General features: G+C 61.3%; 24 protein-coding genes and 1 other RNA gene. 12 read left to right on the forward strand and 13 right to left on the reverse strand.

The annotated features are described in order from the left end of the window. Positions 1 to 76 precede the first annotated feature (76 nt). A complete protein-coding gene (locus tag RGAI101_RS07205) occupies positions 77 to 853 on the forward strand; it encodes a Bax inhibitor-1/YccA family protein (protein ID WP_008225018.1) in 777 nt (258 codons plus the stop codon). Positions 854 to 1160: 307 nt separating this feature from the next. Here the strand turns inward: RGAI101_RS07205 and RGAI101_RS07210 are convergent, their stop codons facing one another. From RGAI101_RS07210 to gatC, 7 genes are all read right to left on the reverse strand, one after another. Then, on the reverse strand, positions 1161 to 1850 hold the full coding sequence (locus RGAI101_RS07210; RefSeq protein ID WP_008227013.1) for a VIT1/CCC1 transporter family protein: 690 nt from the start codon (positions 1848 to 1850) through the stop codon (positions 1161 to 1163). Between the two features lie 98 nt (positions 1851 to 1948). Beyond that, entirely contained in the window at positions 1949 to 2116 is a 168-nt protein-coding gene (gene rpmG / locus RGAI101_RS07215; protein WP_005852281.1) for a 50S ribosomal protein L33, read from the reverse strand. A gap of 186 nt (positions 2117 to 2302) precedes the next feature. Continuing rightward, positions 2303 to 2714, reverse strand: an RNA gene (gene rnpB / locus RGAI101_RS21335) — RNase P RNA component class A. Positions 2715 to 2786: 72 nt separating this feature from the next. Further along, positions 2787 to 3461, reverse strand: a complete 675-nt coding sequence (locus tag RGAI101_RS07220; protein WP_008227227.1) for an N-acetylmuramoyl-L-alanine amidase — start codon at positions 3459 to 3461, stop codon at positions 2787 to 2789. Positions 3462 to 3467: 6 nt separating this feature from the next. After that, a complete protein-coding gene (locus RGAI101_RS07225) occupies positions 3468 to 4214 on the reverse strand; it encodes a hypothetical protein (protein ID WP_008226779.1) in 747 nt (248 codons plus the stop codon). A 41-nt stretch (positions 4215 to 4255) separates the two neighbouring features. Continuing rightward, the gene (gene gatA, locus RGAI101_RS07230) at positions 4256 to 5743 is read right to left on the reverse strand and encodes an Asp-tRNA(Asn)/Glu-tRNA(Gln) amidotransferase subunit GatA (RefSeq protein ID WP_008226490.1); all 1488 of its coding nucleotides are present in this window, start codon (positions 5741 to 5743) and stop codon (positions 4256 to 4258) included. After that, positions 5743 to 6030 (reverse strand): Asp-tRNA(Asn)/Glu-tRNA(Gln) amidotransferase subunit GatC, encoded by a 288-nt coding sequence (gatC, locus tag RGAI101_RS07235; protein ID WP_008225987.1) that lies wholly within the window; start codon positions 6028 to 6030, stop codon positions 5743 to 5745. Before gatC ends, gatA begins: the two co-directional genes overlap by 1 nt. A 186-nt stretch (positions 6031 to 6216) precedes the next feature. On the opposite strand from gatC, the gene RGAI101_RS07240 reads away from it, so the two are divergent. Next, complete coding sequence (locus tag RGAI101_RS07240; RefSeq protein ID WP_008227190.1) at positions 6217 to 6909, forward strand: metal-dependent hydrolase; 693 nt, start codon at positions 6217 to 6219, stop codon at positions 6907 to 6909. On the opposite strand, the gene RGAI101_RS07245 is transcribed toward RGAI101_RS07240, so the two are convergent. Genes RGAI101_RS07245 through RGAI101_RS07255 form a run of 3 tightly spaced genes read right to left on the reverse strand, consistent with a single transcriptional unit; the run spans position 6906 to position 8419 of the window. Next, on the reverse strand, positions 6906 to 7340 hold the full coding sequence (locus RGAI101_RS07245; RefSeq protein ID WP_008226585.1) for a hypothetical protein: 435 nt from the start codon (positions 7338 to 7340) through the stop codon (positions 6906 to 6908). The genes RGAI101_RS07240 and RGAI101_RS07245 overlap by 4 nt on opposite strands. Beyond that, positions 7337 to 7957 carry a DUF5671 domain-containing protein gene (locus RGAI101_RS07250; protein WP_037227653.1) on the reverse strand — a complete coding sequence of 207 codons (621 nt, stop codon included), beginning with the start codon at positions 7955 to 7957 and terminating at the stop codon, positions 7337 to 7339. Before RGAI101_RS07250 ends, RGAI101_RS07245 begins: the two co-directional genes overlap by 4 nt. A 6-nt stretch (positions 7958 to 7963) precedes the next feature. Further along, positions 7964 to 8419 carry a nucleoside deaminase gene (locus tag RGAI101_RS07255; RefSeq protein WP_008228251.1) on the reverse strand — a complete coding sequence of 152 codons (456 nt, stop codon included), beginning with the start codon at positions 8417 to 8419 and terminating at the stop codon, positions 7964 to 7966. Between the two features lie 63 nt (positions 8420 to 8482). On the opposite strand from RGAI101_RS07255, the gene RGAI101_RS07260 reads away from it, so the two are divergent. The 10 genes from RGAI101_RS07260 to dtd all read left to right on the forward strand — a co-directional run bounded on the left by RGAI101_RS07260 (position 8483) and on the right by dtd (position 17165). After that, on the forward strand, positions 8483 to 9493 hold the full coding sequence (locus RGAI101_RS07260) for a pseudouridine synthase (RefSeq protein WP_008226139.1): 1011 nt from the start codon (positions 8483 to 8485) through the stop codon (positions 9491 to 9493). A gap of 98 nt (positions 9494 to 9591) precedes the next feature. Continuing rightward, the gene (locus tag RGAI101_RS07265) at positions 9592 to 9822 is read left to right on the forward strand and encodes a hypothetical protein (RefSeq protein ID WP_008225576.1); all 231 of its coding nucleotides are present in this window, start codon (positions 9592 to 9594) and stop codon (positions 9820 to 9822) included. Beyond that, positions 9822 to 10694: a 5-bromo-4-chloroindolyl phosphate hydrolysis family protein gene (locus tag RGAI101_RS07270; RefSeq protein ID WP_008226937.1), complete on the forward strand. Its 873-nt coding sequence runs from the start codon at positions 9822 to 9824 to the stop codon at positions 10692 to 10694. Before RGAI101_RS07265 ends, RGAI101_RS07270 begins: the two co-directional genes overlap by 1 nt. A 33-nt stretch (positions 10695 to 10727) precedes the next feature. Continuing rightward, on the forward strand, positions 10728 to 11903 hold the full coding sequence (locus RGAI101_RS07275) for a toxic anion resistance protein (protein WP_008228943.1): 1176 nt from the start codon (positions 10728 to 10730) through the stop codon (positions 11901 to 11903). 17 nt (positions 11904 to 11920) lie between these two features. Continuing rightward, positions 11921 to 12880 carry a DUF2927 domain-containing protein gene (locus RGAI101_RS07280; protein WP_254655253.1) on the forward strand — a complete coding sequence of 320 codons (960 nt, stop codon included), beginning with the start codon at positions 11921 to 11923 and terminating at the stop codon, positions 12878 to 12880. A 33-nt stretch (positions 12881 to 12913) separates the two neighbouring features. Beyond that, positions 12914 to 14023 carry an SPFH domain-containing protein gene (locus RGAI101_RS07285; protein ID WP_008229130.1) on the forward strand — a complete coding sequence of 370 codons (1110 nt, stop codon included), beginning with the start codon at positions 12914 to 12916 and terminating at the stop codon, positions 14021 to 14023. 270 nt (positions 14024 to 14293) lie between these two features. Further along, the gene (locus RGAI101_RS07290) at positions 14294 to 14830 is read left to right on the forward strand and encodes a cytochrome b/b6 domain-containing protein (RefSeq protein WP_008229406.1); all 537 of its coding nucleotides are present in this window, start codon (positions 14294 to 14296) and stop codon (positions 14828 to 14830) included. A 91-nt stretch (positions 14831 to 14921) separates the two neighbouring features. Next, positions 14922 to 16049, forward strand: a complete 1128-nt coding sequence (locus tag RGAI101_RS07295) for a TFIIB-type zinc finger domain-containing protein (protein WP_037229211.1) — start codon at positions 14922 to 14924, stop codon at positions 16047 to 16049. Continuing rightward, entirely contained in the window at positions 16046 to 16720 is a 675-nt protein-coding gene (locus tag RGAI101_RS07300; RefSeq protein WP_008227104.1) for a nitroreductase, read from the forward strand. The genes RGAI101_RS07295 and RGAI101_RS07300 overlap by 4 nt, the downstream gene beginning before the upstream one ends. A gap of 1 nt (position 16721) precedes the next feature. After that, a complete protein-coding gene (dtd, locus tag RGAI101_RS07305) occupies positions 16722 to 17165 on the forward strand; it encodes a D-aminoacyl-tRNA deacylase (RefSeq protein ID WP_008226700.1) in 444 nt (147 codons plus the stop codon). A gap of 85 nt (positions 17166 to 17250) precedes the next feature. Here dtd and RGAI101_RS07310 read toward each other — a convergent pair whose 3' ends face one another. Genes RGAI101_RS07310 through RGAI101_RS07320 form a run of 3 tightly spaced genes read right to left on the reverse strand, consistent with a single transcriptional unit; the run spans position 17251 to position 21979 of the window. Continuing rightward, complete coding sequence (locus RGAI101_RS07310) at positions 17251 to 18441, reverse strand: HlyD family efflux transporter periplasmic adaptor subunit (RefSeq protein WP_008227985.1); 1191 nt, start codon at positions 18439 to 18441, stop codon at positions 17251 to 17253. Continuing rightward, the gene (locus RGAI101_RS07315; RefSeq protein ID WP_008225109.1) at positions 18438 to 20660 is read right to left on the reverse strand and encodes an ATP-binding cassette domain-containing protein; all 2223 of its coding nucleotides are present in this window, start codon (positions 20658 to 20660) and stop codon (positions 18438 to 18440) included. The genes RGAI101_RS07310 and RGAI101_RS07315 overlap by 4 nt, the downstream gene beginning before the upstream one ends. Continuing rightward, a complete protein-coding gene (locus RGAI101_RS07320) occupies positions 20657 to 21979 on the reverse strand; it encodes a TolC family protein (RefSeq protein WP_008225905.1) in 1323 nt (440 codons plus the stop codon). The genes RGAI101_RS07315 and RGAI101_RS07320 overlap by 4 nt, the downstream gene beginning before the upstream one ends. Between the last annotated feature and the right edge of the window lie 62 nt (positions 21980 to 22041).

Raw genomic sequence — 22041 nt, forward strand, 5'->3', positions numbered from 1 at the left:
TGACCCGATATTCGATGCAATACCGGGGTCGGATTGCCGGCACCGTAACCATTATTTAGCTTTTTGGAGGACATTCATGGCCGACGTGAAGACCATCCGGTCCAGAGCCGGAACCCGCGCCGCCGCTATCGACGAGGGCCTGCGCGCCCACATGAACAAGGTGTATGGCACCATGTCTATCGGCATGCTCATCACCTTTGCAGCCGCATGGGCGATCTCGGGCCTTGCGGTGACGAACGATCCAGCCGCTGCCGTGGCGCAGATCGGCGCTGACACGTACCTGACCTCGCTTGGGTCGGCACTGTACCTATCGCCGCTCAAGTGGGTCGTGATGTTCGCACCGCTTGCCTTTGTCTTCGGCCTTGGGGCCGCCATGAACAAGATTTCGGCAGCCACAGCACAGACATTGTTCTATGCCTTCGCAGCCGTGATGGGTGTTTCGATCAGCTCGATCTTTCTGGTCTTCACCGGCTATTCGATCATCCAGATCTTCCTGATCACGTCGATCTCCTTTGCGGGCTTGTCCCTGTGGGGATACACCACGAAAAAGGACATCTCGGGGTGGGGCAGCTTCCTGATCATGGGTCTGATCGGCCTGATCGTGGCGTCGGTCGTGAACATTTTCCTCGCATCGCCTGCGCTGGTCTTCGCGATTTCTGCCATCGGCGTGCTGATCTTTGCGGGTCTGACAGCCTATGACACGCAGAACATCAAGAACACCTATCTGGCCCACGCACAGCATGGCGACCAGGAGTGGTTGCAGAAGTCCGGGATCATGGGCGCGCTAAGCCTGTATCTCAACTTCATCAACATGTTCATGATGCTGTTGCAGCTCTTCGGCAACCGCGAGTAACCCTCTACTCAACGCGGTGAGATGAGAAAATCTAACGCCTGTCAGAGAAATCTGGCAGGCGTTTTTCTTTGTCTAAAGCGGTGTTCGCCACATGGCAAACGAGACACGCGTGCAGTGCGATCCCGGCAAATCAGGCTGCTGTAGGGAAAGGGGTGCGCCCCAGCCGATAGACGCTATGCGACGTGTTTGAAATTGTTCGAGAGTCAGCGGAACGCTTCCGCAATGTGGCCAAACCAATGGCAGCAAGGCTACTGCGCAGAGCGGGATGCCGATACAGGCAGAAGAGTACCGCTGATGACGTCGCCTGTCAGACAACCGTCCCAAAAAGCTGTCCGACCCCTGCGGTAAATGCCATCGCCACCACGCCCCAGATGACCGCACGTGCCATCGCAGGCCATACAGGCGCGCCCCCCAGCTTTGCACCGCCGCCCCCCAGCAACATCAGCGCAAGAACGGCAATGGCTGCAATGGCCGTGATATCTGCTGCGGTCGGGGCCACAAGGGCGGCAACCAAGGGGAATGCCCCCCCGACACCGAATGCCAAAGCAGAGGCCCCTGCAGCCTGCAACGGGTTCGCCTGACCGGCGAGACCGAACATGCCCAGCTCTTCGCGGGCATGGGCCCCAAGGGCGTCGTGGTCGGTCATCTGGGTGGCCACCTCGACGGCAAGGGACGCTTCCACACCACGGCTCTCCAAGCCTTCCGCCAGCTCTTCCAACTCATAGTCCGGGTCTTCTTCAAGCGCGATGCGTTCCCGCTCGAGGTCGGCCGCTTCGACATCCGCCTGCGCAGAGACCGAAACATATTCGCCAGCCGCCATCGACAAGGCCCCCGCCGTCAGTCCGGCACATCCTGTGAGCACGACATCGCCGGACGCCATCCCCGCGGAGGTTACCCCGACCAGCAGGCTTGAGATCGATACGATCCCGTCGTTTGCGCCCAGAACTGCAGCGCGCAGCCAGTTGCTGCGGTTAATGTAATGACCTTCTTTGGGCATCGGATCGCTTTCGGAAAAGGCATCAGAGAATCAGGTATTAGAAACGCAAAAGACCGCACACAAGGGCGCGGTCTTGCGTTCAAAAAGATCGGAAGATCTTACTTGATCTTGCCTTCTTTGTATTCGACGTGCTTCCGAATAACGGGGTCGTACTTTTTGATGACCATTTTTTCGGTCATGGTACGCGCGTTTTTCTTCGTAACGTAGAAATGGCCTGTGCCCGCGGACGAGTTCAGACGGATCTTGATCGTGGTTGGCTTCGCCATAGTCGTTCTCCTGCAACAACGAGCGGACCGCTAATCGACCCCGTACTCGTGAAATCCTGAGATTTGGGTTCTAGTCACGCCTGCGCCCGAGTCAACCGCTATTTCCCGACGTCAGCGGAAAGGAGGCGGAAAATTCGAATTTTCCGGTCCGGAATTTTCGAAAAATTCCGATGCAGGCCGGAAAGGGTGCGCGGAAAGCCTGTAAGCCGGATTTTGTCCCTGCCTTGCGACAGGGGATGACCATTCCTCTGACCCTGCAGTTACCTGCAGGGCTATAGCTGCCAACCCGGACCTGCTGGGGCTGAAGATGCCCCGCCTTGCCTGTCTCCAGGCGCGGCGCGCGGTCCCTATTTGGCATTGCTCCCGGTGGGGCTTGCCATGCCGGCGGTGTTACCACCCCCGCGGTGCGCTCTTACCGCACCGTTTCACCCTTACCGCCCCGGTGGTATCGGTTGCCCGACCCGCCGGAGAGGCGGTCTGTTTTCTGTGGCGCTGTCCGTCGGGTTACCCCGCCCGGGCGTTACCCGGCACCGTTTCTTCTGGGAGTCCGGACTTTCCTCGAACCGTGTTACCGGCCCGCGGCCATCCAGCCTTCCGCGCGCCGCAGCCCTAGCGGGTAAAAACGTGCGGGGTCAATCTGTTTCGAACCGGCGAAGCCTCCGGCGGGGATTTATTTCCATTTGGAACAAAGGACGTGGCAGAGGTTCAGGTCTGCGGCGCATAGCGGCCCTGTGCGCCACGGTGCAAAGCGCAGGCGGGTTGCCTGCAGCAAAGTGTCGAAGTCTGCATCAGCCGTAAAGCCAGCCTGTCTGGCGGCAGCCATGTAGCTGTCAGGGCGTGCTTCCGGTGCGCCCTTTGCGGTTTGACCAAGTGAAGCCAGACCTTGCCGTGCGAGTCGGGCCCAGTCAAATTTGGGTCCCGGGTCCGTCTTGCGCCCCGGTGCCATGTCCGAATGGCCGATCACGCCCGCAGGCGAAATATCCCAGCGGTCCATGATCTCGCGCAAAAGCGTTTCGAGTGCGGACATCTGAGGTTCAGAGAACGGGTGTGTGCCACGATTGTCCAATTCGATCCCGATAGAACGGGAATTGATATCCTTCAGTCCGGCCCATTCACCCTGCCCCGCGTGCCACGCGCGCATGTCCTCTGCGACCATCTGTGTCACTTCGCCCTTTGCCGAGATCAGATAGTGTGCAGAAACCTCGGCTTGCGTATCACACAGCCGATCAAGCGCTGCTGCGGCATTGTCCATCGCGGTGTAGTGGACCACAATGAAAGAGGGCCGCAGCCCATCACGGCGCGGCCCAAAATTCGGTGACGGGTGTTGGATCACGTCCGTGACCATCCCGTTTTAGCCGTCAACGCGCTTGCGGAAGGGGGTCGGGTCCCAGGTGCAGGCGAAGCCGTCGCCATCTGGGTCCATACCCGCGCGGTCACGTTGTGGACCGCCATTGCTGAGAAAGGCGATCTGGGCCTGGTCCGGATGACTGTACTCGCCACAGGCGCGCGCATATTTGCGCTCTTTGTTAAAGCCACGGCGTGTGTAAATTTTTGTCCCCACGGCGTGCGTGTTCTGCAGGGCATAGGCGACGATATTAGGCCCCGCATCGGCGCGGTCCGGCAATGCTTCGGGTTGGACGACGCGGTATTGTGCGCGGTTTGCGGCGATCCGTGCGGCGTCGCCTTCGATACTGCGTTCGCCCGAAACGGCGTCAAAACTGTTTTCCTGCGACATGCCTGCCGCGTTCAGCACCGGCGGGGCCGGGTTTGACGGGCTGGCATTGACGGGTTCGATCCCGGAATTGGTTGCCGCGTCATTGCCCAGCCCGCCGGGGCGTGTGGCATCCAGAATTCGCGCCGTTTCCGCCGCTGTCGCTTCGGCCGAGCCGTCGCCGGGCGTAAGAGGTTCCGCCGTCACTGCCGCAGGCGCGGGCAGCGAAGATGCAGATGATCCGCCAGCCAAGGCAGCATCGCGTTGGGCTTGGCCTGCTTGAAAGCTGTCATTGAACCCGACGCCGCGCCCGCTGTCGGGGATCGCGGGCTGGCAGGCAGACAGGGCCACGCCCAAGGCTGCAACAAGAGAGAAACGTATGATCATTGAACCTGCTTTTTTATCTGCACTGCACTATTTTCGGTCTTTTACCACCATTTCGCGGGCTTGGCTACAAACCCTGCCGCCTTCTCGAGCGCATAGGCGGTAGACAGCAGATCCGCCTCTTCCCATGGCCGTCCGATCAGTTGCAGCCCCAAGGGCAGGCCTTGCGCGTTGGTGCCTGTTGGCAGCGCGATACCGGGAAGTCCGGCAAGGTTGACGGTCACGGTGAAGACGTCGTTCAGATACATTGCGACCGGATCAGCGTCCGTCATTTCGCCCAACCCGAAGGCAGCCGAAGGCGTCGCCGGCGTCAGGATGCTATCGACCCCGCTTGCGAAAACATCCTCGAAATCCTTCTTGATCAGGGTGCGCACCTTACGGGCGCGGTTGTAATAGGCGTCGTAAAAACCGGCGCTTAGCACATAGGTCCCGATCATCACACGGCGCTGCACCTCGGGGCCGAACCCTTCGGCGCGGGTCTTCTCGTACATTTCGGTGATGCCATCGCCGTGGTCCAGCTTGGCGCGGTGGCCATAACGTACACCGTCATAGCGGGCAAGGTTCGAAGACGCCTCGGCCGGAGCGATCACGTAATAGGCCGGAAGGGCGTATTTGGTGTGCGGCAGGGAAATATCGACAATCTCGGCCCCTGCATCGCGCATCATTGCAATGCCGTCCTGCCATAGCGTGTTGATCTCTTCGGGCATCCCGTCCATGCGGTATTCCCGCGGGATACCGATCTTTTTGCCGCGAATGTCGCCGGTCAGCGCCGCCTCGAAATCGGGCACCGCCAGATCGGCCGATGTGCTGTCCTTGGCGTCATATCCGGCCATCGCCCCCAGCATGATCGCCGCATCACGCACGGTCTTGGTCATCGGTCCGGCCTGATCCAGCGATGACGCGAATGCCACCACACCCCAACGCGAACACCGGCCATAGGTCGGCTTGATCCCCACGGTGCCCGTAAAGGCCGCAGGCTGTCGGATCGACCCGCCCGTATCCGTCCCGGTCGCCGCCAGACACAGATCAGCAGCAACCGCTGCCGCGGAACCGCCCGAGGACCCGCCCGGCGTCAGCTGCGCATCATCGCCGGCCCGCCGCCACGGGTTCACGGCATTGCCATAAACGGATGTCTCGTTCGACGACCCCATGGCAAATTCATCCATGTTGAGCTTGCCCAACATCACTGCGCCCGCATCAAACAGGTTCTGCGACACAGTGCTCTCGTACTGCGGCAAGAAGCCCTCGAGGATGCGCGACCCTGCTTGTGACGGCACGTTCTTGGTGCAGAACAGATCCTTGATGCCGATCGGCAGACCGCACATGGCAGGCGCGTCGCCCGCCTTGATCCGCTCGTCAGCGGCTTTTGCCTGATCCATCGCCAGATCACCGGTGTGATGTACAAATGCGTTCAACGCGCCCGCACCTTCGATCTCGGTCAGGCATGCGCCAGTCAGTTCAGCCGACGATACATCGCCCTTGCGCAGCGCATCGCGCGCCTCGGCCAGGCTCAGTTTGTTCAGATCAGCCATTATTCCACCACCTTCGGCACCGCAAAAAATCCCTCGCGCGCATCGGGCGCATTCGCCAATATCTTGTCTTGCTGGCCACCGTCCCGCACCACGTCGTCGCGCTGCTTCAGCACCTGAGGCGTCACGGACGTCATCGGCTCGACCCCCTCGACATCGACCTCATTCAACTGCTCGATGAAACCGAGGATGTTGTTGAACTCTTGCGCAAGTGCCGGCAACGCGGCGGGGTCAACCTTGATACGGGCCAGTTTGGCCACCCGTGCGGCTGTGGTCTCGTCAATGGACATGGGCGCTCCTTATCTCTTTGGCAGCCGTTTACCGCCCCCCGCTGCCCCCTGCAAGTCTGGGCTGGACGTTAGCGCCCCAAACACCCTGCCCCGGCTTCATTTTGCCAAATAAACTCCCGCCGGAGGCTCCCCAAAGCGGCAACATGGGCTAAGCTCTCGTTCAGATTTACCCAAGGGAGACCCAAAATGAACATTATCTGGCTCGGCCACGGCAGCTTTCGCATCGAAATCGAAGATCAGGTGTTGTTGATCGACCCCTGGTTGACGGGCAACCCGATGCTGGGGGACGAACACCATGCCCCGGCGCTGGAAGGTGCCACGCAAATTCTGATCACCCATGGCCATTTCGACCACACCCAGGACCTGATCATGGTGGCGGAAAAAACCGGTGCCCCCGTCGCCGGCATGGTCGAACTGATGGGCTATTTCGATGCCCAGGGCGTGCAGAACACCACAGGCTTCAACAAGGGCGGCACCATCAAATGCGGCAAGGTCGCGGTGTCCATGGTCCCTGCGTCGCATTCCTCGTCGGTGAGCGGAGACAGCGGACCGATCTACATGGGGGCCGAAACCGGTTTCATGATCTCGGGCGAAGGTCATACGATCTATGTTTCGGGCGACACCGGGATCATGGCGGACATGGAATGGATGGGGGATTACTACAAACCCGATATCGGCATCCTAAGCGCGGGCGGCCATTACACGATGGACATGGCACAGGCGGCCTATGCCTCCAAAAAATACTTTGACTTCAAGACGGTGATCCCGGGCCACTACCGGACATTCCCGGCGCTCGAGCAATCTGCCAAGGCGCTTGTCGACGGCCTGCCCGGCGTCAATGTGATTGAACCCGAACTGATGAAACCGATCAAGATCTAGCGTTTCGGCGCGATCTTGCCGGTCAGACAAACAACATTCCCTGCGCGCAACTGCATGTCCGTGCGCAGGGCAATTCTACCTCTACCGCGCGACCCTTTGGGGTCCAGCGCCAGCGTGACGCAAACCTCAAAGTCGTTGTCGTTCAGGCGGTTGTAGACGTATGGAACACCGGTCGCAGGGTCGGTCGCAGACGGCGTATCGGTCGCGAAACCCGATGAACCAGGGCAAATCCCAGCGTCTGCCAGACTTTCGGGAAGCACCTCTTTGTGATCGAAACAGCGTAAGCGGTTGCGCCAGCCGACAAGATCCTCAAGCCGCTGATCGTCCAGTTTTTGCAGGCGTGCGTGTTTCGGGCTGCCGACGACCCACAGACCGCCGCCGATGGCCGCAGCGATCAGGGCGCAAAAGCCGATCAGCAAAATCCGGTTCATTCCTGATCTCCGCGCCGGATATCGTCGACGTAAAACAAGAATATGCCCCCCGCGACGATCATGACAATCAGCGCCTTGATCAGGAATTGCCCCGTCAAATCCCCTGTCAGCAAGGCAAAGACCGTCGCAATCAGATCCCCCAGCAGGGTCATCGCGGCCAGCAGCAGCGCAATATACGTCAGCCATTTGCGCATGGCGGACCGATACAATGCAGGATCCTGCGCCAGCCTGCCCCGCTCGCGCAGCGTCAACCACAGATACAGCGGTGCCGTCACGATCAGCACCGACACGCCCCAGCGAATCTGCCGTGTCGCGCCATAGTTTTCCTCGGCAAAGGCCAGATCAACCAGCGCCTGCAGCACCAGCACCAAGTTGATCGCGCCCGCCAGCAGCAGCCCGAAGGTCAGCGTATAGACAAAGAAATCGCGCGCCGACACGGTCGCCACCGGACGCGGGATCGGGGGCGAAAACGGCGTCTCGTCCCATGCTCCCAAAGCATCGTGAACTTCGCTGACGCTCCAGCCTGCGCGGGCCAGTGCGGCAGAGATTTCGGCCCGGGTTTTGCCCGCAACCAAGGCGTCACGTACAAAAAGGCTCAGCGCGTCCTGGTTTGCCATCTTGCCCTACCCCTTTCTTTTTCCTCCGAAAAAATCTTTCAGCAACACCTCGGCCTGTGCGGTCGCAATGCCGTCATAAACCTCGGGCACATGGTGGCACTGCGGATGGGAAAACACCCGCGCGCCCTGCGCCACCCCGCCGGATTTCGGGTCGGAGGCCCCGTAATACAGGGTCGCCACCCGCGCTGCTGAAATAGCCCCGGCACACATCGCGCAAGGTTCCAACGTGACATACAGCGCATATCCCCCCAAACGTTCCGACCCCGCTGCCGCGCAGGCCGCGCGGATCGCCAGCACCTCGGCATGGGCCGTCGGATCGTTCAGCTCGCGGGTGCGGTTGCCCGACCGCGCGACGACCTGCCCTTGGGGGGAAACGACGGCCGCGCCCACCGGCACTTCGCCGCGCTCAGCGGCATCGCGGGCCTCTTCGAGGGCGATATTCATGAAGGACGTAAAAACCATGGCACCACATGGGCGCAAACGGCACCCTTTCGCAAGCGTTTGAAACAGGGTAAGCGCTGATACATGAGCCAGGAAAACCCCACACAGCCGCCCAAAACCGACACCCCTCCCGGTGATCGCATCGCCAAAGTCCTGTCGCGCGCAGGGCTTGCCAGCCGTCGCGAGGCCGAACGCATGATCGAAGCGGGCCGCGTGCGCGTCAACGGTGTCCAGATCGATTCGCCCGCGTTGAACGTGACGGCCGCCGACAATATCACCGTCGATGGCAAACCTGTCGGCGATCCCGAACCACCGCGCATGTGGCTGTATCACAAGCCCACCGGCCTGGTGACGACGAATCGCGATGAAAAAGGCCGTGGCACCATTTTCGATGACCTTCCCGAGGACATGCCCCGCGTGATGAGCATCGGACGGCTTGATTTGAACTCCGAAGGGTTGCTGCTGCTGACCAATGACGGCGACGTGAAGCGCAAGCTGGAACTACCCTCGAACGGATGGCTGCGCCGGTACCGCGTGCGCGTGAATGGCCGCCCCTCGGACGAGGTGCTGGAACCGTTGCGCCGTGGGATCACCGTCGATGGCGAAGAATTCCAGCCTATGACCGTGACGCTGGACCGCCAGCAAGGCGCGAACGCCTGGCTGACAGTCGGTCTGCGCGAAGGCAAGAACCGCGAAATCCGCCGCGCGATGGAGGCGGTGAACCTGTCGGTCAACCGGCTGATCCGCACCAGCTACGGCCCCTTCCAGTTGGGAGAGTTGAAGCCCGGCGAGGTCGAAGAGCTCAAGCGCAAGGTCGTGCGCGACCAGTTGGGCATCGAGATCGAGGACAACACCGGCACTGCCGTCAAGAAAAAGCCCAGCCACATCGTCAAGCGCAAGCCGCGCAAACCCGGTGCTCCCGGCCCCGGCCGTCCAGGCCTGCCCAAGGAACCGGGCGAAAAGACCGCAACCGGCAAGGTTATTCCCGGCAAGCCCAAGCCCGGCTATGGCAAGTCCAAGGCCCCCCGCCCGCCGTCGGATGCCCCCGGCCCGCGCAAATTCGGGACCCGTGTGAAAAGCACACGCAAACCCTGAATGTGTCCATTATCGGCAAGGCTCCTCGCTGCCTTGCCGCATAATCCCTAGCGGCACCGGGACAGAGCCCCTATATGTGGTGAAGAGGGAAAATTCAGATGGGCCGACTGTTTCTATTTATCGTTCTTTTGACGCTGCTGGTTGTTATTGTTTTCGCTTTGACAACACTTGTGGCGCGCAGCATGGACGTGGTGCAACAGATGCTAAGACCCGCTGACGGACAAACCAAAGAGGGCCTTATGGCACCCACACCATTTCAAAAGATCACCTACGCGGCCTTGCTCGTGCTGCTGTTTGGCGTCGCAACTGGCTGGCTGGGGGGCCTCTGATGGCGCAGCGGTTCGGCGGAAAGTACAGTCAGGGCGGTGAGACGCCGCATGCCACCCGCGCAAAAAGGATTGAGGTTGATCCAGTCGGCGCGCGGTCGAACCTGCTGTTCATCCCTGCCATCATCCTTGTTTTCACGTCGCTGAATGATGGGGCGCAGGGGCTGGCCCTTGGGCTGGTCGCGGCTGCCGCTTTGACCAGTGCCGCATGGATGCTGCGCGAAGGCGTGAAGGCCGAAGCAGCCTACCGCGCGCGCAAGGTGGCCGAACGCCCTGCCCTGCCGCGCAAGATAATGGCCAGCGCCCTGACCGGGATCGGCGTGGCGCTCGCCGCTTACAAGAACGACCCAAGCATGATTGCGGCCGTGCTTTATGGTGCCGCGGCTGTCGGCCTGCATGTGTCGGCCTTCGGCATAGATCCGCTTACCTCAAAGGGGATGGAGGGCGTCGACAGCTTTCAAAAGGACCGTGTCGCCCGTGTCGTAGACGAGGCTGAAAAGCACCTGACCGCGATGAGCGCCGCGATGGCGCGCACGCGCGACCGCCAAGCGGCAGAGCGCCTGACACAGTTCCAGACCACCGCCCGCACCCTGATCCGCACCGTCGAAGAAGATCCGCGCGACCTGACCGGCGCGCGCAAATATCTGTCGGTCTACCTGCGTGGCGCACGTGACGCGACGATCAAGTTCGCCGATATTTTCGCCAACACGCACGATCCGCAGGCAAAAGCCGATTATCTGGCCTTGCTGGAGGACCTGGACAAAAACTTTGCCGCGCGCACACAGAAATCGCTATTGGATGACAAGACCGACCTGACCATCGAAATTGACGTGCTGCGCGAGCGGCTTTCCCAAGAAGGTGTGCGTCTGAAGTGACCCGCCCTCCCCTAGAACAGGAACACACGAACCATGTCTGATACCGTCCGTGAAAAAGCATCGCAATCCGTCGCCCTGGTCGATGAGGTCACCACTTTCGTGCTGCCGCAACCTGCGCCTGCCGATGCCGTCATCGCCCTGGACAAGGCCGATGCCCCGATGAGCGCGGAAATCAAAAGCCGCATGGCCGAGATCGACATGGAGGATACCCAGTCCATCATCGGTTTCGGCTCTGCTGCGCAGGCGGAGCTGCAGGAAATCAGTCAGGCGATGTTGCAGGACGTGCGCAACAAGGATGTCGGCCCCGCCGGTGACAGCCTGCGCGACATCGTCACCACGATCCGTGGCTTTTCGGTGTCTGAACTGGACGTGCGCCGCGAACGCAGTTGGTGGGAACGCCTGCTGGGCCGGGCTGCCCCCTTTGCCCAATTCACTGCCAAGTTCGAAAAGGTGCAGGCGCAGATCGATCACGTCACCGGTGAATTGCTGAACCATGAACACACGCTGCTGAAAGACATCAAATCGCTGGATATGCTCTACGAAAAGACGCTGCAATTCTACGATGAACTTGCGCTCTATATCGCTGCGGGCGAGGCCAAGTTGGCCGATCTGGATACCACGTCGATCCCCACCAAGGATGCTGCGGTCGCGGCAGCGCCCGAAGATGACCAGGTGATCCTTGCCCAGGAATTGCGCGACATGCGCGCCGCCCGCGATGATCTGGAACGCCGGGTGCATGATCTGAAACTGACCCGTCAGGTCACAATGCAATCTCTGCCGTCGATCCGGCTGGTTCAGGAAAACGACAAATCCCTGGTCACAAAGATCAATTCGACCCTCGTGAACACCGTCCCGCTGTGGGAAACCCAACTGGCACAGGCTGTCACGATCCAGCGCAGCGCCGAAGCCGCCGTTGCCGTGCGCGAGGCCAATGATCTGACCAATGAACTGCTGACCTCGAATGCGAAGAACCTGCGCGAAAGCAACAAGATCATCCGCACCGAAATGGAACGCGGGGTATTCGACATTGAAGCCGTCAAACAGGCCAATGCGGATCTGATCGGCACCATCGAGGAATCGCTTCAGATCGCCGACGAAGGCAAGGCGCGCCGTGCCTTGGCCGAAAAGGACCTGCAAGAGATGGAAGGCAAGCTGCGCGATACACTTGCGGCGGCCAGTGCGCCGAAAACAGCGGCAACAGCCAGCTGAAGTTTGGGTGCATCGGGATGAGCTTTGGATTTCTTCAAGACAGGCGGTGCATGATGGCAGGGGCGGCTCTGGCCCTTCTTTCTGCCTGTGTCGCGCCCCCTGTGACCCCCACATTGAAACCCATCGCCCGTCCCACACCTGCCGCCCTGCCTGCCCCTGTGGTGGCCAAGCCGACCTCCGAGGCAAGCGCCAAACTGCGCAGTTATTTCAACCAGATCCAGCAGGCGCAGCTTGGCTCCGGATTGTTGCGGCGGGATGGCGGTGGGCCCGACACGCCCTATACCGCCGATATGCTGGTGCGCAATTTCGAACAGATCGCATTTTACAACGAATACAACGCCAACCTGACCGGGCATGGCGACAAGACCTTGATGCGCCGCTGGGAAAGCCCGGTGCGCATGGCAATCGTCTTTGGCGACGGCGTGCCCCAATCCGAACAGAAGACCGACACGGCGGCCATCCGTGCCTATGCGGGACGGCTGGCGGGGATCACCAGCCATCCTGTCACCGTGGGCGGCGGTTCGCCCAATTTCATGGTGATTGTCGCGGGCGAGGATGATCGCGATGCCGCCTTGGTCAAAGCCGCGCAGCGCATTCCCGGCGTGACTTCGGCCAGCCTGGCCGCCCTGCGCGATCTGCGCCGCGACACCTATTGCATCGTGGCCGCCTATGCGGGGGGGGCTGACCCCAGCGTCTATACCGCTGCGGTTGCCGTGATCCGCGCCGAAAACCCGTCATTGATGCGCCTGTCCTGCATCCACGAGGAACTGGCCCAAGGCATGGGGCTTGCCAATGACAGCCCCACCGCGCGCCCGTCGATCTTCAACGATGATGACGAATTCGCGCTGCTGACCCGCCATGACGAAAACCTGCTCAGGATGCTTTACGATCCGCGCCTGCACGCCGGGATCAGCGCCGAACAGGCCGCCCCGATCACCCGTATCATCGCCCGCGAACTGACTGCCGGGCCGATCTAGCCCCGCCGCCACGCCCCCGAAAGGACCACACCCATGGGTATTCTCGATTTCCTCTCCGGCCAATTCATCGACGTCATTCACTGGACCGATGACACCCGCGATACGATGGTCTGGCGCTTTGAACGCGAGGACCACGAAATCAAATACGGTGCCAAGCTGACCGTCCGCGAAGGTCAGGCCGCCGTGTTTGTTCACGAGGGACAGCTGGCCGATGTGTTCACGCCCGGTCTCTACATGCTTGAAACCAACAACATGCCGATCATGACGTCGCTTCAGCATTGGGACCACGGCTTCAAAAGCCCGTTCAAATCCGAAATCTATTTCGTCAACACCACCCGTTTCAATGATCTGAAATGGGGCACCAAGAACCCTATCATCGTCCGCGATCCCGAATTTGGACCCGTGCGCCTGCGCGCCTATGGCACCTATTCGGTCAAAGTATCGGATGCCGCCCGCTTCCTGACCGAGATCGTCGGCACCGACGGTGAATTTACCATGGACGAGATCAGCTATCAGATCCGCAACATCATCGTTCAGGAATTCTCGCGCAGCATCGCGATGTCGAAAATTCCGATTTTGGACATGGCCGCCAATACCCGCGAACTGGGCAAGCTGGTCAGCACCGAAATATCCGCCACGATCGCTGAATATGGCCTGACGATCCCTGAACTTTACGTCGAAAACATTTCTCTGCCCCCGGCGGTAGAAGAGGTGCTGGACAAGCGGTCGTCGATGGGAATGATCGGAGACCTGAACAAATACACCCAGTTCCAGGCCGCCGAAGCGCTTGGCCGCGATGGCGGCGCGGGGGCCGCGATGCAGGCGGGTCTGGGTGCGGGCCTTGGCATGCAGATCGGTCAGGCCGCTGCCCAGGGAGGACCTTGGGGCCCACGCCCGACCGCCGGCGTTCAGGCCCCGCCCCCGCCGCCAATGCCCGAAAAGGTCTGGCATCTGGCCGAGAATGGCGAAACCAAGGGTCCGTTTTCCAAGGCCACCTTGGGCCGCATGGCCGCTGATGGCAGCCTGACGCGCGCGACATTCGTGTGGACGCCGGGGCAAGACGGCTGGAAAACCGCTGACGACGTGGACGAACTGGCACAGTTGTTCACCGTCCTGCCCCCGCCCCCGCCGCCAGCAGGCTGAACGGCGTGGCGTGGCGTGGCGGAACGGTCATTCCCTCGCGTGTGCCCGAAACTTTGGCCGACGCCGCGCCGTGGCTGCGTGCAGATGTATAGACCTGTTCACATATCGCCAGCCTTGACGACCAGCGTCAACAGTAGGGACCAAACGTCAGTGTCAGGCATGCCCTGCACGGGCACGACCTATGGGACGCTGAAAGTTTCGCGTGCCTGCGCGGTTCATGACACCGCCGGTCGCCAGACGGTGCGAACACGCTTGCGAAAGCCCGCCTAGATGCGCCGTCCGAACCATCGCAGCATTCTTAAAGTGATCCATTGGGCCATGGTCCCGATGTTCGCGTGGTTCATTCTGGTGCAACCCGCCGACGTGGCCCGCATCGGCCCGGTTGCCGTGCGGTTTCATTCGGTGATGGGCCTGATTTTCGTCAGTACCGCGCTGCTGTGGACAGGGCTTTATCTGCGCAAGGGCTTGCTCAGCCGTCCCGGCCCCAAGCTGACAGGATGGGCGCGTCGGCTGCATCCCGTCCTGCACAAGACGTTGATCTGGGGCATCTTCGGGGTCGCCCTGACGGGGTTGCTGATTGGCATCACCTCGACCGTACAGCTTTGGGCCGGAGGGATCGTGCCGATTGCTGTGCCGATGGACATGCCGCGCGCCAATGACTGGGTGGGCCTGCTGCACAGCATCGAATTCTACAGCCTCGCCCTGATCGCCGCCCTGCATGCCGGGTTCCACATCTGGCGGCACTACCGCCTGCGGGACAACGCCCTGCGCATCATGGTACCCAAAGCCCTGCACCGCTACCTCTAGCGTGCGGGGACCTGACCTTTTTGCAACTCCCCCCTAGCGATGGGTGCCACTGCGCGGTATGTCTTGGGCAAGCCTGCCATTGGACGTCTTGATGCCTGACAGAACTGCCTTCAAAACGCCCCCTCCGCCCCCCGGCCCGGAGGAGGAGCACCGCTTTCCCTGCGATACCTGCGGGTCCGACCTGCGGTTCGATCCCGAAACCTATCAACTGGTCTGCGATCACTGCGGCAATACCGAAGCGATCTCGGGCAGACGCCCCCACCACCCCATCGCCGAGCTTGATTTCCGCGCCGCCATCGCGCGCGAATTGCCCCAGGCCGAAATGGAAGAAACCCGCGTCACCAACTGCCCCAACTGCGCGGCGCAGATAGAATTTGACGACACCAAACACGCGACCGAATGCCCGTTCTGCGCCACGCCTCTGGTGATCGACACCGGTTTGAACCGCCATATCAAGCCACGCGCAGTCCTGCCCTTTGCGCTGACGGAAACCATCGCCCGCGATGCGATGACCGACTGGCTGGGCAGCCTGTGGTTCGCCCCCAACGGTTTGCAGGAATACGCCCGCAAGGGGCGGCGCATGCAGGGCATATATGTGCCCTACTGGACCTATGACGCCGATACCCGGTCCACCTACACAGGCGAACGGGGCACGGTCTATTACGTCACCCAAACCATGATGGTCGATGGTAAGCGCGTGCAGAAACAGGTCCCCAAGGTCCGCTGGAATCATGCCTCGGGGCGGGTCGCGCGGTTCTTTGACGATGTGCTCGTGCTGGCCTCCAAATCCCTGCCCAAGCGGTTCACCGACGCACTAGAACCGTGGGACCTGTCCGCCCTCGAACCCTATGCACCTGAATACCTCGCCGGTTTCCGCGCCGAGGCCTATGCCATCACCCTTGAGGATGGTTATACCGAGGCGCGCCAGATCATGGATGCGATGATCGAACGCGACGTGCGCTTTGACATCGGCGGCGACCGCCAACGCATCCACAACATCCAGACCCAGGTCAGCGATGTGACGTTCAAACATGTGCTGCTGCCCGTGTGGCTGGCGGCCTATAAGTATCGCGGCCAGACCTACCGTTTCGTGGTCAATGGCCGTACCGGAAATGTGCAGGGCGAACGGCCCTACTCTGCAATCAAAATCACCTTTGCCGTGATCCTTGGCCTGCTGGTCGCAGGGGTTGTCGGCTATTTCATGGCGCTCCAAAAATGACCCAGATCGATACGCTGACCGAAATTCTGCAATCGCGTTATTCCTGCAGGGCTTTCCGGCCTGATCCTGTGCCCGATGACGTGATAACCCGCATCGTCAAGGCTGCACGGCATGTCCCAAGCTGGTGTAACGCCCAGCCTTGGCAGCTTAGCATCACCAAAGGGGCCGCGACCGACCGCCTGCGGTCAGCCCTGCTGGCGCAAGCAGCCGAAGGCAGCACGCCGCAGCCCGATCTTGATTGGCCCAAAGGCTACTCAGGTGTGTACAACGACCGCCGCCGCACCTGCGGTTTTCAACTCTACGACGCTGTGAACATCGACAAATCCGATCGCGAGGGCCGCCACGCGCAGATGCTGCGCAACTACGCTCTCTTCGACGCGCCCCATGTGGCCATTGTCACCTCGCCGGACGAACTCGGGACCTACGGTGCCATGGACAGCGGCGGCTTTGTCACCGCCTTCACGCTGGCCGCGACCGCCCTTGGGGTGGCCACAGTGGCCCAGGCCGCCATCGCGGCCTATGCGCCCTTGCTCCGCGACCAGTTGAACATCGGCGATGACCGCCTGATCCTGTGCGCCATCTCCTTTGGCTACGCCGACACGGACGCCCCGATCAACCGGTTCCGCACGGAACGCGCCGCCCCTGCCGATATCATCGATTGGAACTGCTGAGGTGCGCGCGCTTTTGCAACGGGTTACCCAGGCTTCCGTCACCGTGGACGGCACCATCATCGGGAAAATCGACGCGGGCCTGCTGATCCTCGTCTGCGCCATGCCCGACGATACCGAAGCGACGGCCCAATCTCTCGCCGCCAAAATCGCCAAGCTGCGCCTGTTCAAGGATGACGCGGGCAAAATGAACCTGAGCCTTGCCCAAACCGGTGGCAGTGCACTGATCGTCAGCCAGTTCACCTTGGCTGCGGACACCTCGCGCGGCACCCGCCCCGGCTTTTCCTATGCCGCGAAACCCGACGTTGCCAATGCGCTCTACGAACACTTCGTCGGTTGCATGAAGTCCCTCGACATCCCTACCCAAACCGGCCAGTTCGGTGCTGACATGTCTGTTGCCCTGACCAACGACGGCCCCGTCACGCTCTGGATAGATACCCAAGCATGACGCCCCGGACCTGACGTTTCCTGGACCTTCTCTGGCTTGAAAATATCCTCGGGGGTTTGGGGGCAGACAGCCCCCATTGCGCGGCTCAAGGCTCGCGAAACGCCTCTTTGGATTTGTACAGCGGCTTCAACAGATACTGCAAAATCGTCTTGGACCCCGTGTGCAGTTCAACACTTGCCTGCATTCCAGGCCGGATCCGCAGCGACGCCTGGCGCGGTGTCAGATGCGCGGTATCAACCTGCAAGGTCACCTTGTAATGCGGGTCACCATCGGGCGCGCGGGACCGGTCATCCTTGAACGTGTCTGCCGAAATCAGCGTCACGGTGCCCTTGAGGGTGCCATAGATCGTATAGTCATAGGCCGACAGCTTGACCGTCGCCTCTTGCCCCGGACGCACGCCGGCGATGTTTTCGGGCTTTACGCGGGCCTCCACGAACAGTTCTTCATCCAGCGGAATGATCTGCAAGATCTCCTCGCCCGGCCGCACGACGCCACCAATGGTCGTCACGCTCAGGGTATTGACGATGCCCCGCAGCGGGCTGACCAGAACCGTGCGGTTCAACTGGTCCGTGCTGGATTTAAGCGTCTGCTTCAACGTCGCCAGTTCCTTCAGAACGTCCGAATATTCCTGCGCGCGCTCAAGGTCGGTACTTGTCGTGATCTCGTCCAGCTTGATGCGCGCATCGGCATGGATCTTGCGCGCGCGGGTCACTTCGATCAGCGACACGATCTTTTTCTCGTGCATGTTCTCTAGTAATTCGCGTTCTTTCGCCGCCTGCGTCAAGACCCGCTGCGCCCCCTCGGACCGGGATACAAAGTCGGCTTGCCGCGCCTTCAACAACCCGCGTTCAGAGTCGACGATCCCCGGCGTGCGTTGCGCGAATTCATCCGGCACCACCAGATCGGACCGGCCTGCGATCTCGGCCTCCAGACGCAGTCGGCGGATTTCAAAGGCACTGATCTGGTCTTGCAACTCATCGACGGACGACTGGAATTGCGTGGCATGCAACCGCGCCAGCACGTCCCCTTTTTCAACGATGTCGCCTTCGCCGACGGCAAGTTCGGCCAGGATGCCCCCCTCCAGGTTCTGAATGATCTGCGGGCGCGAAGACGATATCATCGACCCATCTGCGCGCACGATTTCGTCCACCCAGGCAAAGGCCGCCCATAACAGGAATACCAACACGCTGGCCGCACACAGCCAGACCACCATCGAAGGCCCCCGCAACTGTGCGTTCATCTGCGCGGCCAGAGGGGTGGTGCTGGCACTGCTCATGCGGCACCTCCCTTGTGGCTGGCCAGATGCGCCAGAACCTTTTCCTTTGGACCGTCAATAGTCATACGGCCATCCTGCAGGACCAGCGTACGGTCGGTCAGCGCCAGAATGGGCGCGCGATGCGTGGCGATGATGGCCGTGCGGCCTTTCATCCAGTCCTGCAACCGCGCGACCAATGTCGCCTCAAGCTGCTGATCCAGAGCAGCGGTGGGTTCGTCCAGCAAACAGATGGCGGGGTCTTGCAGCCACAGCCGCGCCCAGCCGATAGATTGGCGCTGCCCGATCGACAGGCCGGCCCCTGCATCCTTGATCTCGAGGTCCAGCCCCCTGTGATGCTTTCTCACGAAAGGCCCCAGCCCTGCGAAATCAAGTGCGGCCATCAGGCGGTCATCGTCACGCTCAAGCATGGTCAGGTTCAGGTTATCGCGCAGACTGCCGGAAAACAGACGCACGTCCTGGCTTAGATACCCGATCAGGCGGCGCAGGTCGCGCGGTTCAATCTGGGACATCTCGGTCCCGTCGATCAGGATGTGCCCTTCGGTGGGTGCATAAAGGCCGCTCAGCAGCTTTAGCAGCGACGATTTGCCTGACCCGTTGGCCCCCAGCACGGCGATATGCTGCCCCGGCTGGATCATCATCCCTTTGACATCCAGCGTTGGTGCGCCGTCCTCTTCATATCGGAAAATCACATCGCGCAGCTCGAACTGGCCCTGCAGCTTTTCGCGCCGCAGATAGGTGCGTGCCTCGTCGCTATCCTGAGCAGAGGAGACAATTCCGTCCAACCCGTCCAGCGCCCCTTTGACATTGCCCCACCGCGCCATCGTCCCCGAAAGCTGCGTCAGGGGCCCCAAGGTGCGCCCCGTCAGGATGCCGACGGCAATGATCGATCCGACGGTAAACTGTCCGGCAAACACCAGATATGTGCCGGTGATCACCGCAGCGACATAGGTGGCTTGCTGGATGCCCTGGCTCCAGAAGGTCAGAAACGACGCCAATTTGCGCTGCTCGGATGACTTGACGGCCGACAGGGTGTTCAGTTCCGTCCACAAACGCTGGATGCGGTCCTCAGCACGCTGGGTTTTTACCGTATCGCGTTCAAAGATCGCCTCATGCAGCAGGCGCGAGGCTTTCGTCGCGGCACCTTGGGTCTCTTGGGTCAACCGGATCGCCTTTTTCTGTAGGAAAAAGCCGGGCACCAGCATCAGCAAACCGCCCAAGACCAGAACCCACACCACGTTGCCCGCAATCGAGGCCACGAGAAACAAGAAGACAAAGATAAACGGTATGTCCGCGATGGTGCCGATGGTGGAGGCGGTGAAAAACTCACGGACCGACCCGAATTCACGCATCGCCGAAAACTGCTGGTTCGGGGCCTGGCCGCGGGCGTCCGACCGCATGCCCAAAATCCGCTTCATCAAGATATCCTGCACCGACAGTTCAACCTGCCGCCCGGCCCCGTCCATCAGACGCGCGCGGGCCATCTTGAGGAATGCCTCCATCAACAGGGCAAGCCCGGCCCCGGCGGCAAGCACCCAAAGCGTGGCTTCGGACTGGTGCGGTATCACGCGGTCATAGACCTGAAGCGAAAACAGCGCGACCGCGACGGCCAGAAGGTTGGCCACAAACGACCCCATCGCGACTTCTATCAGCTGGCGACGGAATTTCGGGAACTGGCCCCAGAACCAATGCGCAGGCGCGCCGTCGGTCTGATGGATCTGCGCAACGGTCCTCAGCGATGCCTCGGCCCGCAGGATCACGCCTGCAAAGAACGGTTGGAAATCCGCCATCGGCACCATCGCACGATTATCGGTGCAGGTTTTGTCATAGACGATCAGATCACCCCGTGTCTGGCCCATCACCAAGAGCACCTGCCCGGATGTCATAAATGCCAGCGCAGGCCACATATCTTCTGACAGGCCCACTATACGGCGGACCTGGGTCAGCAAGCCCGCGCTTTCCAGCCCCGTTGCGATAGCATCGGCTTCCTGACCGGTCTTTGCGCCTTCGATGGTGTGGGTGGCGATCGTTTCGTAGACGTCGCGGGCCGCTGTCTCTACTCCCAACAGCCCGGCATAGGTTGCAGCAAGCTGCGCGCGCGCCATCAGCCGGTCTTCCATCCGGTTGATATTGTCGGCCTTTGGCTGCGGCGCGTTTGCAGGCGCGGTCCGGCCTTGGTTGCCGTTGGTGATCGTCAGGGTAAAGGTCGGCTTTCGGGTCAAATCGCGCTCCCGTCAGCCAGAACGCCCTGCAGTTCCGCCATCTCGATCTTCAGCCGGACGACATCGTATTTCAGCACGACCTGCGTCTGTTGCTGGCGGGCGTATGTTTCATAGACCCCGACCACATCCATCACCTGTCGCTGGCCCGCGTCATATTGCTCCTGAAAGATGTCCAGATTGCGCCTGGCTTGTGCGGCAAGGGTTGCGGCTTCGTCGGCCTGACGTGTCTTGGCGCTGATCTGCCTTTCCAGACGGCGCAGGTTGCGGTTTGAATCCTCGACCGATTGACGCAGTTTGCGGGTCGCAGTTTCATCAGCCTGTGCGATCGCCTCAAGCGACGCCTTCGTCCCGAAGCCCAGCAACTGATCGGAACCGATGCGCAGCCCAAGGGTGCTGCCTTCGCCGACGGTGCCACCGGCGGACAGGCCCGGCAACTGACCGGCGCGCGCGACCTTGGCGGCGGCGATCGCGCGGGTCTTTTCGGCTTCGGACCGTACGACGTTCAACGGCGCGCCCGAAAACGCCGTGACCGGCACGTCAGGCACCCCGCGCAGATCGCCCAGCGGGATGACTGACATGGCGTTCAGCTCCGCGATCGAGGTTGCCTCGCGTTCAACGGCGGCATCATGGCTGGCGCGGATTTCAGACAGTTTCTGGCGCAGGATGGTGAGGTCGGACATGTCGGACACACCACCCTTGACCCGTTCCCCCATCACCCAGGCGAAATGCGTCATATCCTTGAGCGTCATCTGATCAAGCGCAGCAGTCTCGCGCGCCTCGGCGGCGGCGGTGTAAAGCTTCAGCGCCGTTGCCACGCGGTTGTTGGTGTCTTGCGCCAGCGACACGGCAGCAACCTCGACGTCGGCCACGGCAAAGGCGCGTTCGCCCTTGCGGCGGCCATTGTCGAACAGCACCTGATCCACCACCAGATTGGCAGCAACCGCCCCCAGTGACGTCAGGCTGACCTGCGGGCCGATCCGGGGCAACCAGTTCTTGCTGGCCGCCTCGGACCGCAAGGTCGCAGCGCGCAATTCCGCCTCGGCGGTGCGGCTGTTGGCGGCCAGAACCGCCGACGCGACCTGATCGGAAACGGTACCGACAGGCAGGACAGATGCCCGCAGCGACAACCCCTGGATGATCTGACTGTCAGCGCTGATTTTTTCGGCATAGGTCGGTTTGACGGCCTGCGAGGCGTCGGGCGTCTTCATCCGGGTGACCATATCAGCTGGATCAAACACGCGGGCAATGTCTGACATGCAGCCCGAAAGGGCCAGCGCCGCCGCGCAAAGCCCTCCTGCCCATGTAAAACTGTGCCCCATATCCTGCCCTCAAACGTGCCGTCTTTTTCAAGACGCGGAGGATCGTTGCCCCCGCGCCATCG

The sequence above is a fragment of the Roseobacter sp. GAI101 genome (genome assembly GCF_000156335.1).
Lineage (GTDB): Bacteria > Pseudomonadota > Alphaproteobacteria > Rhodobacterales > Rhodobacteraceae > Sulfitobacter.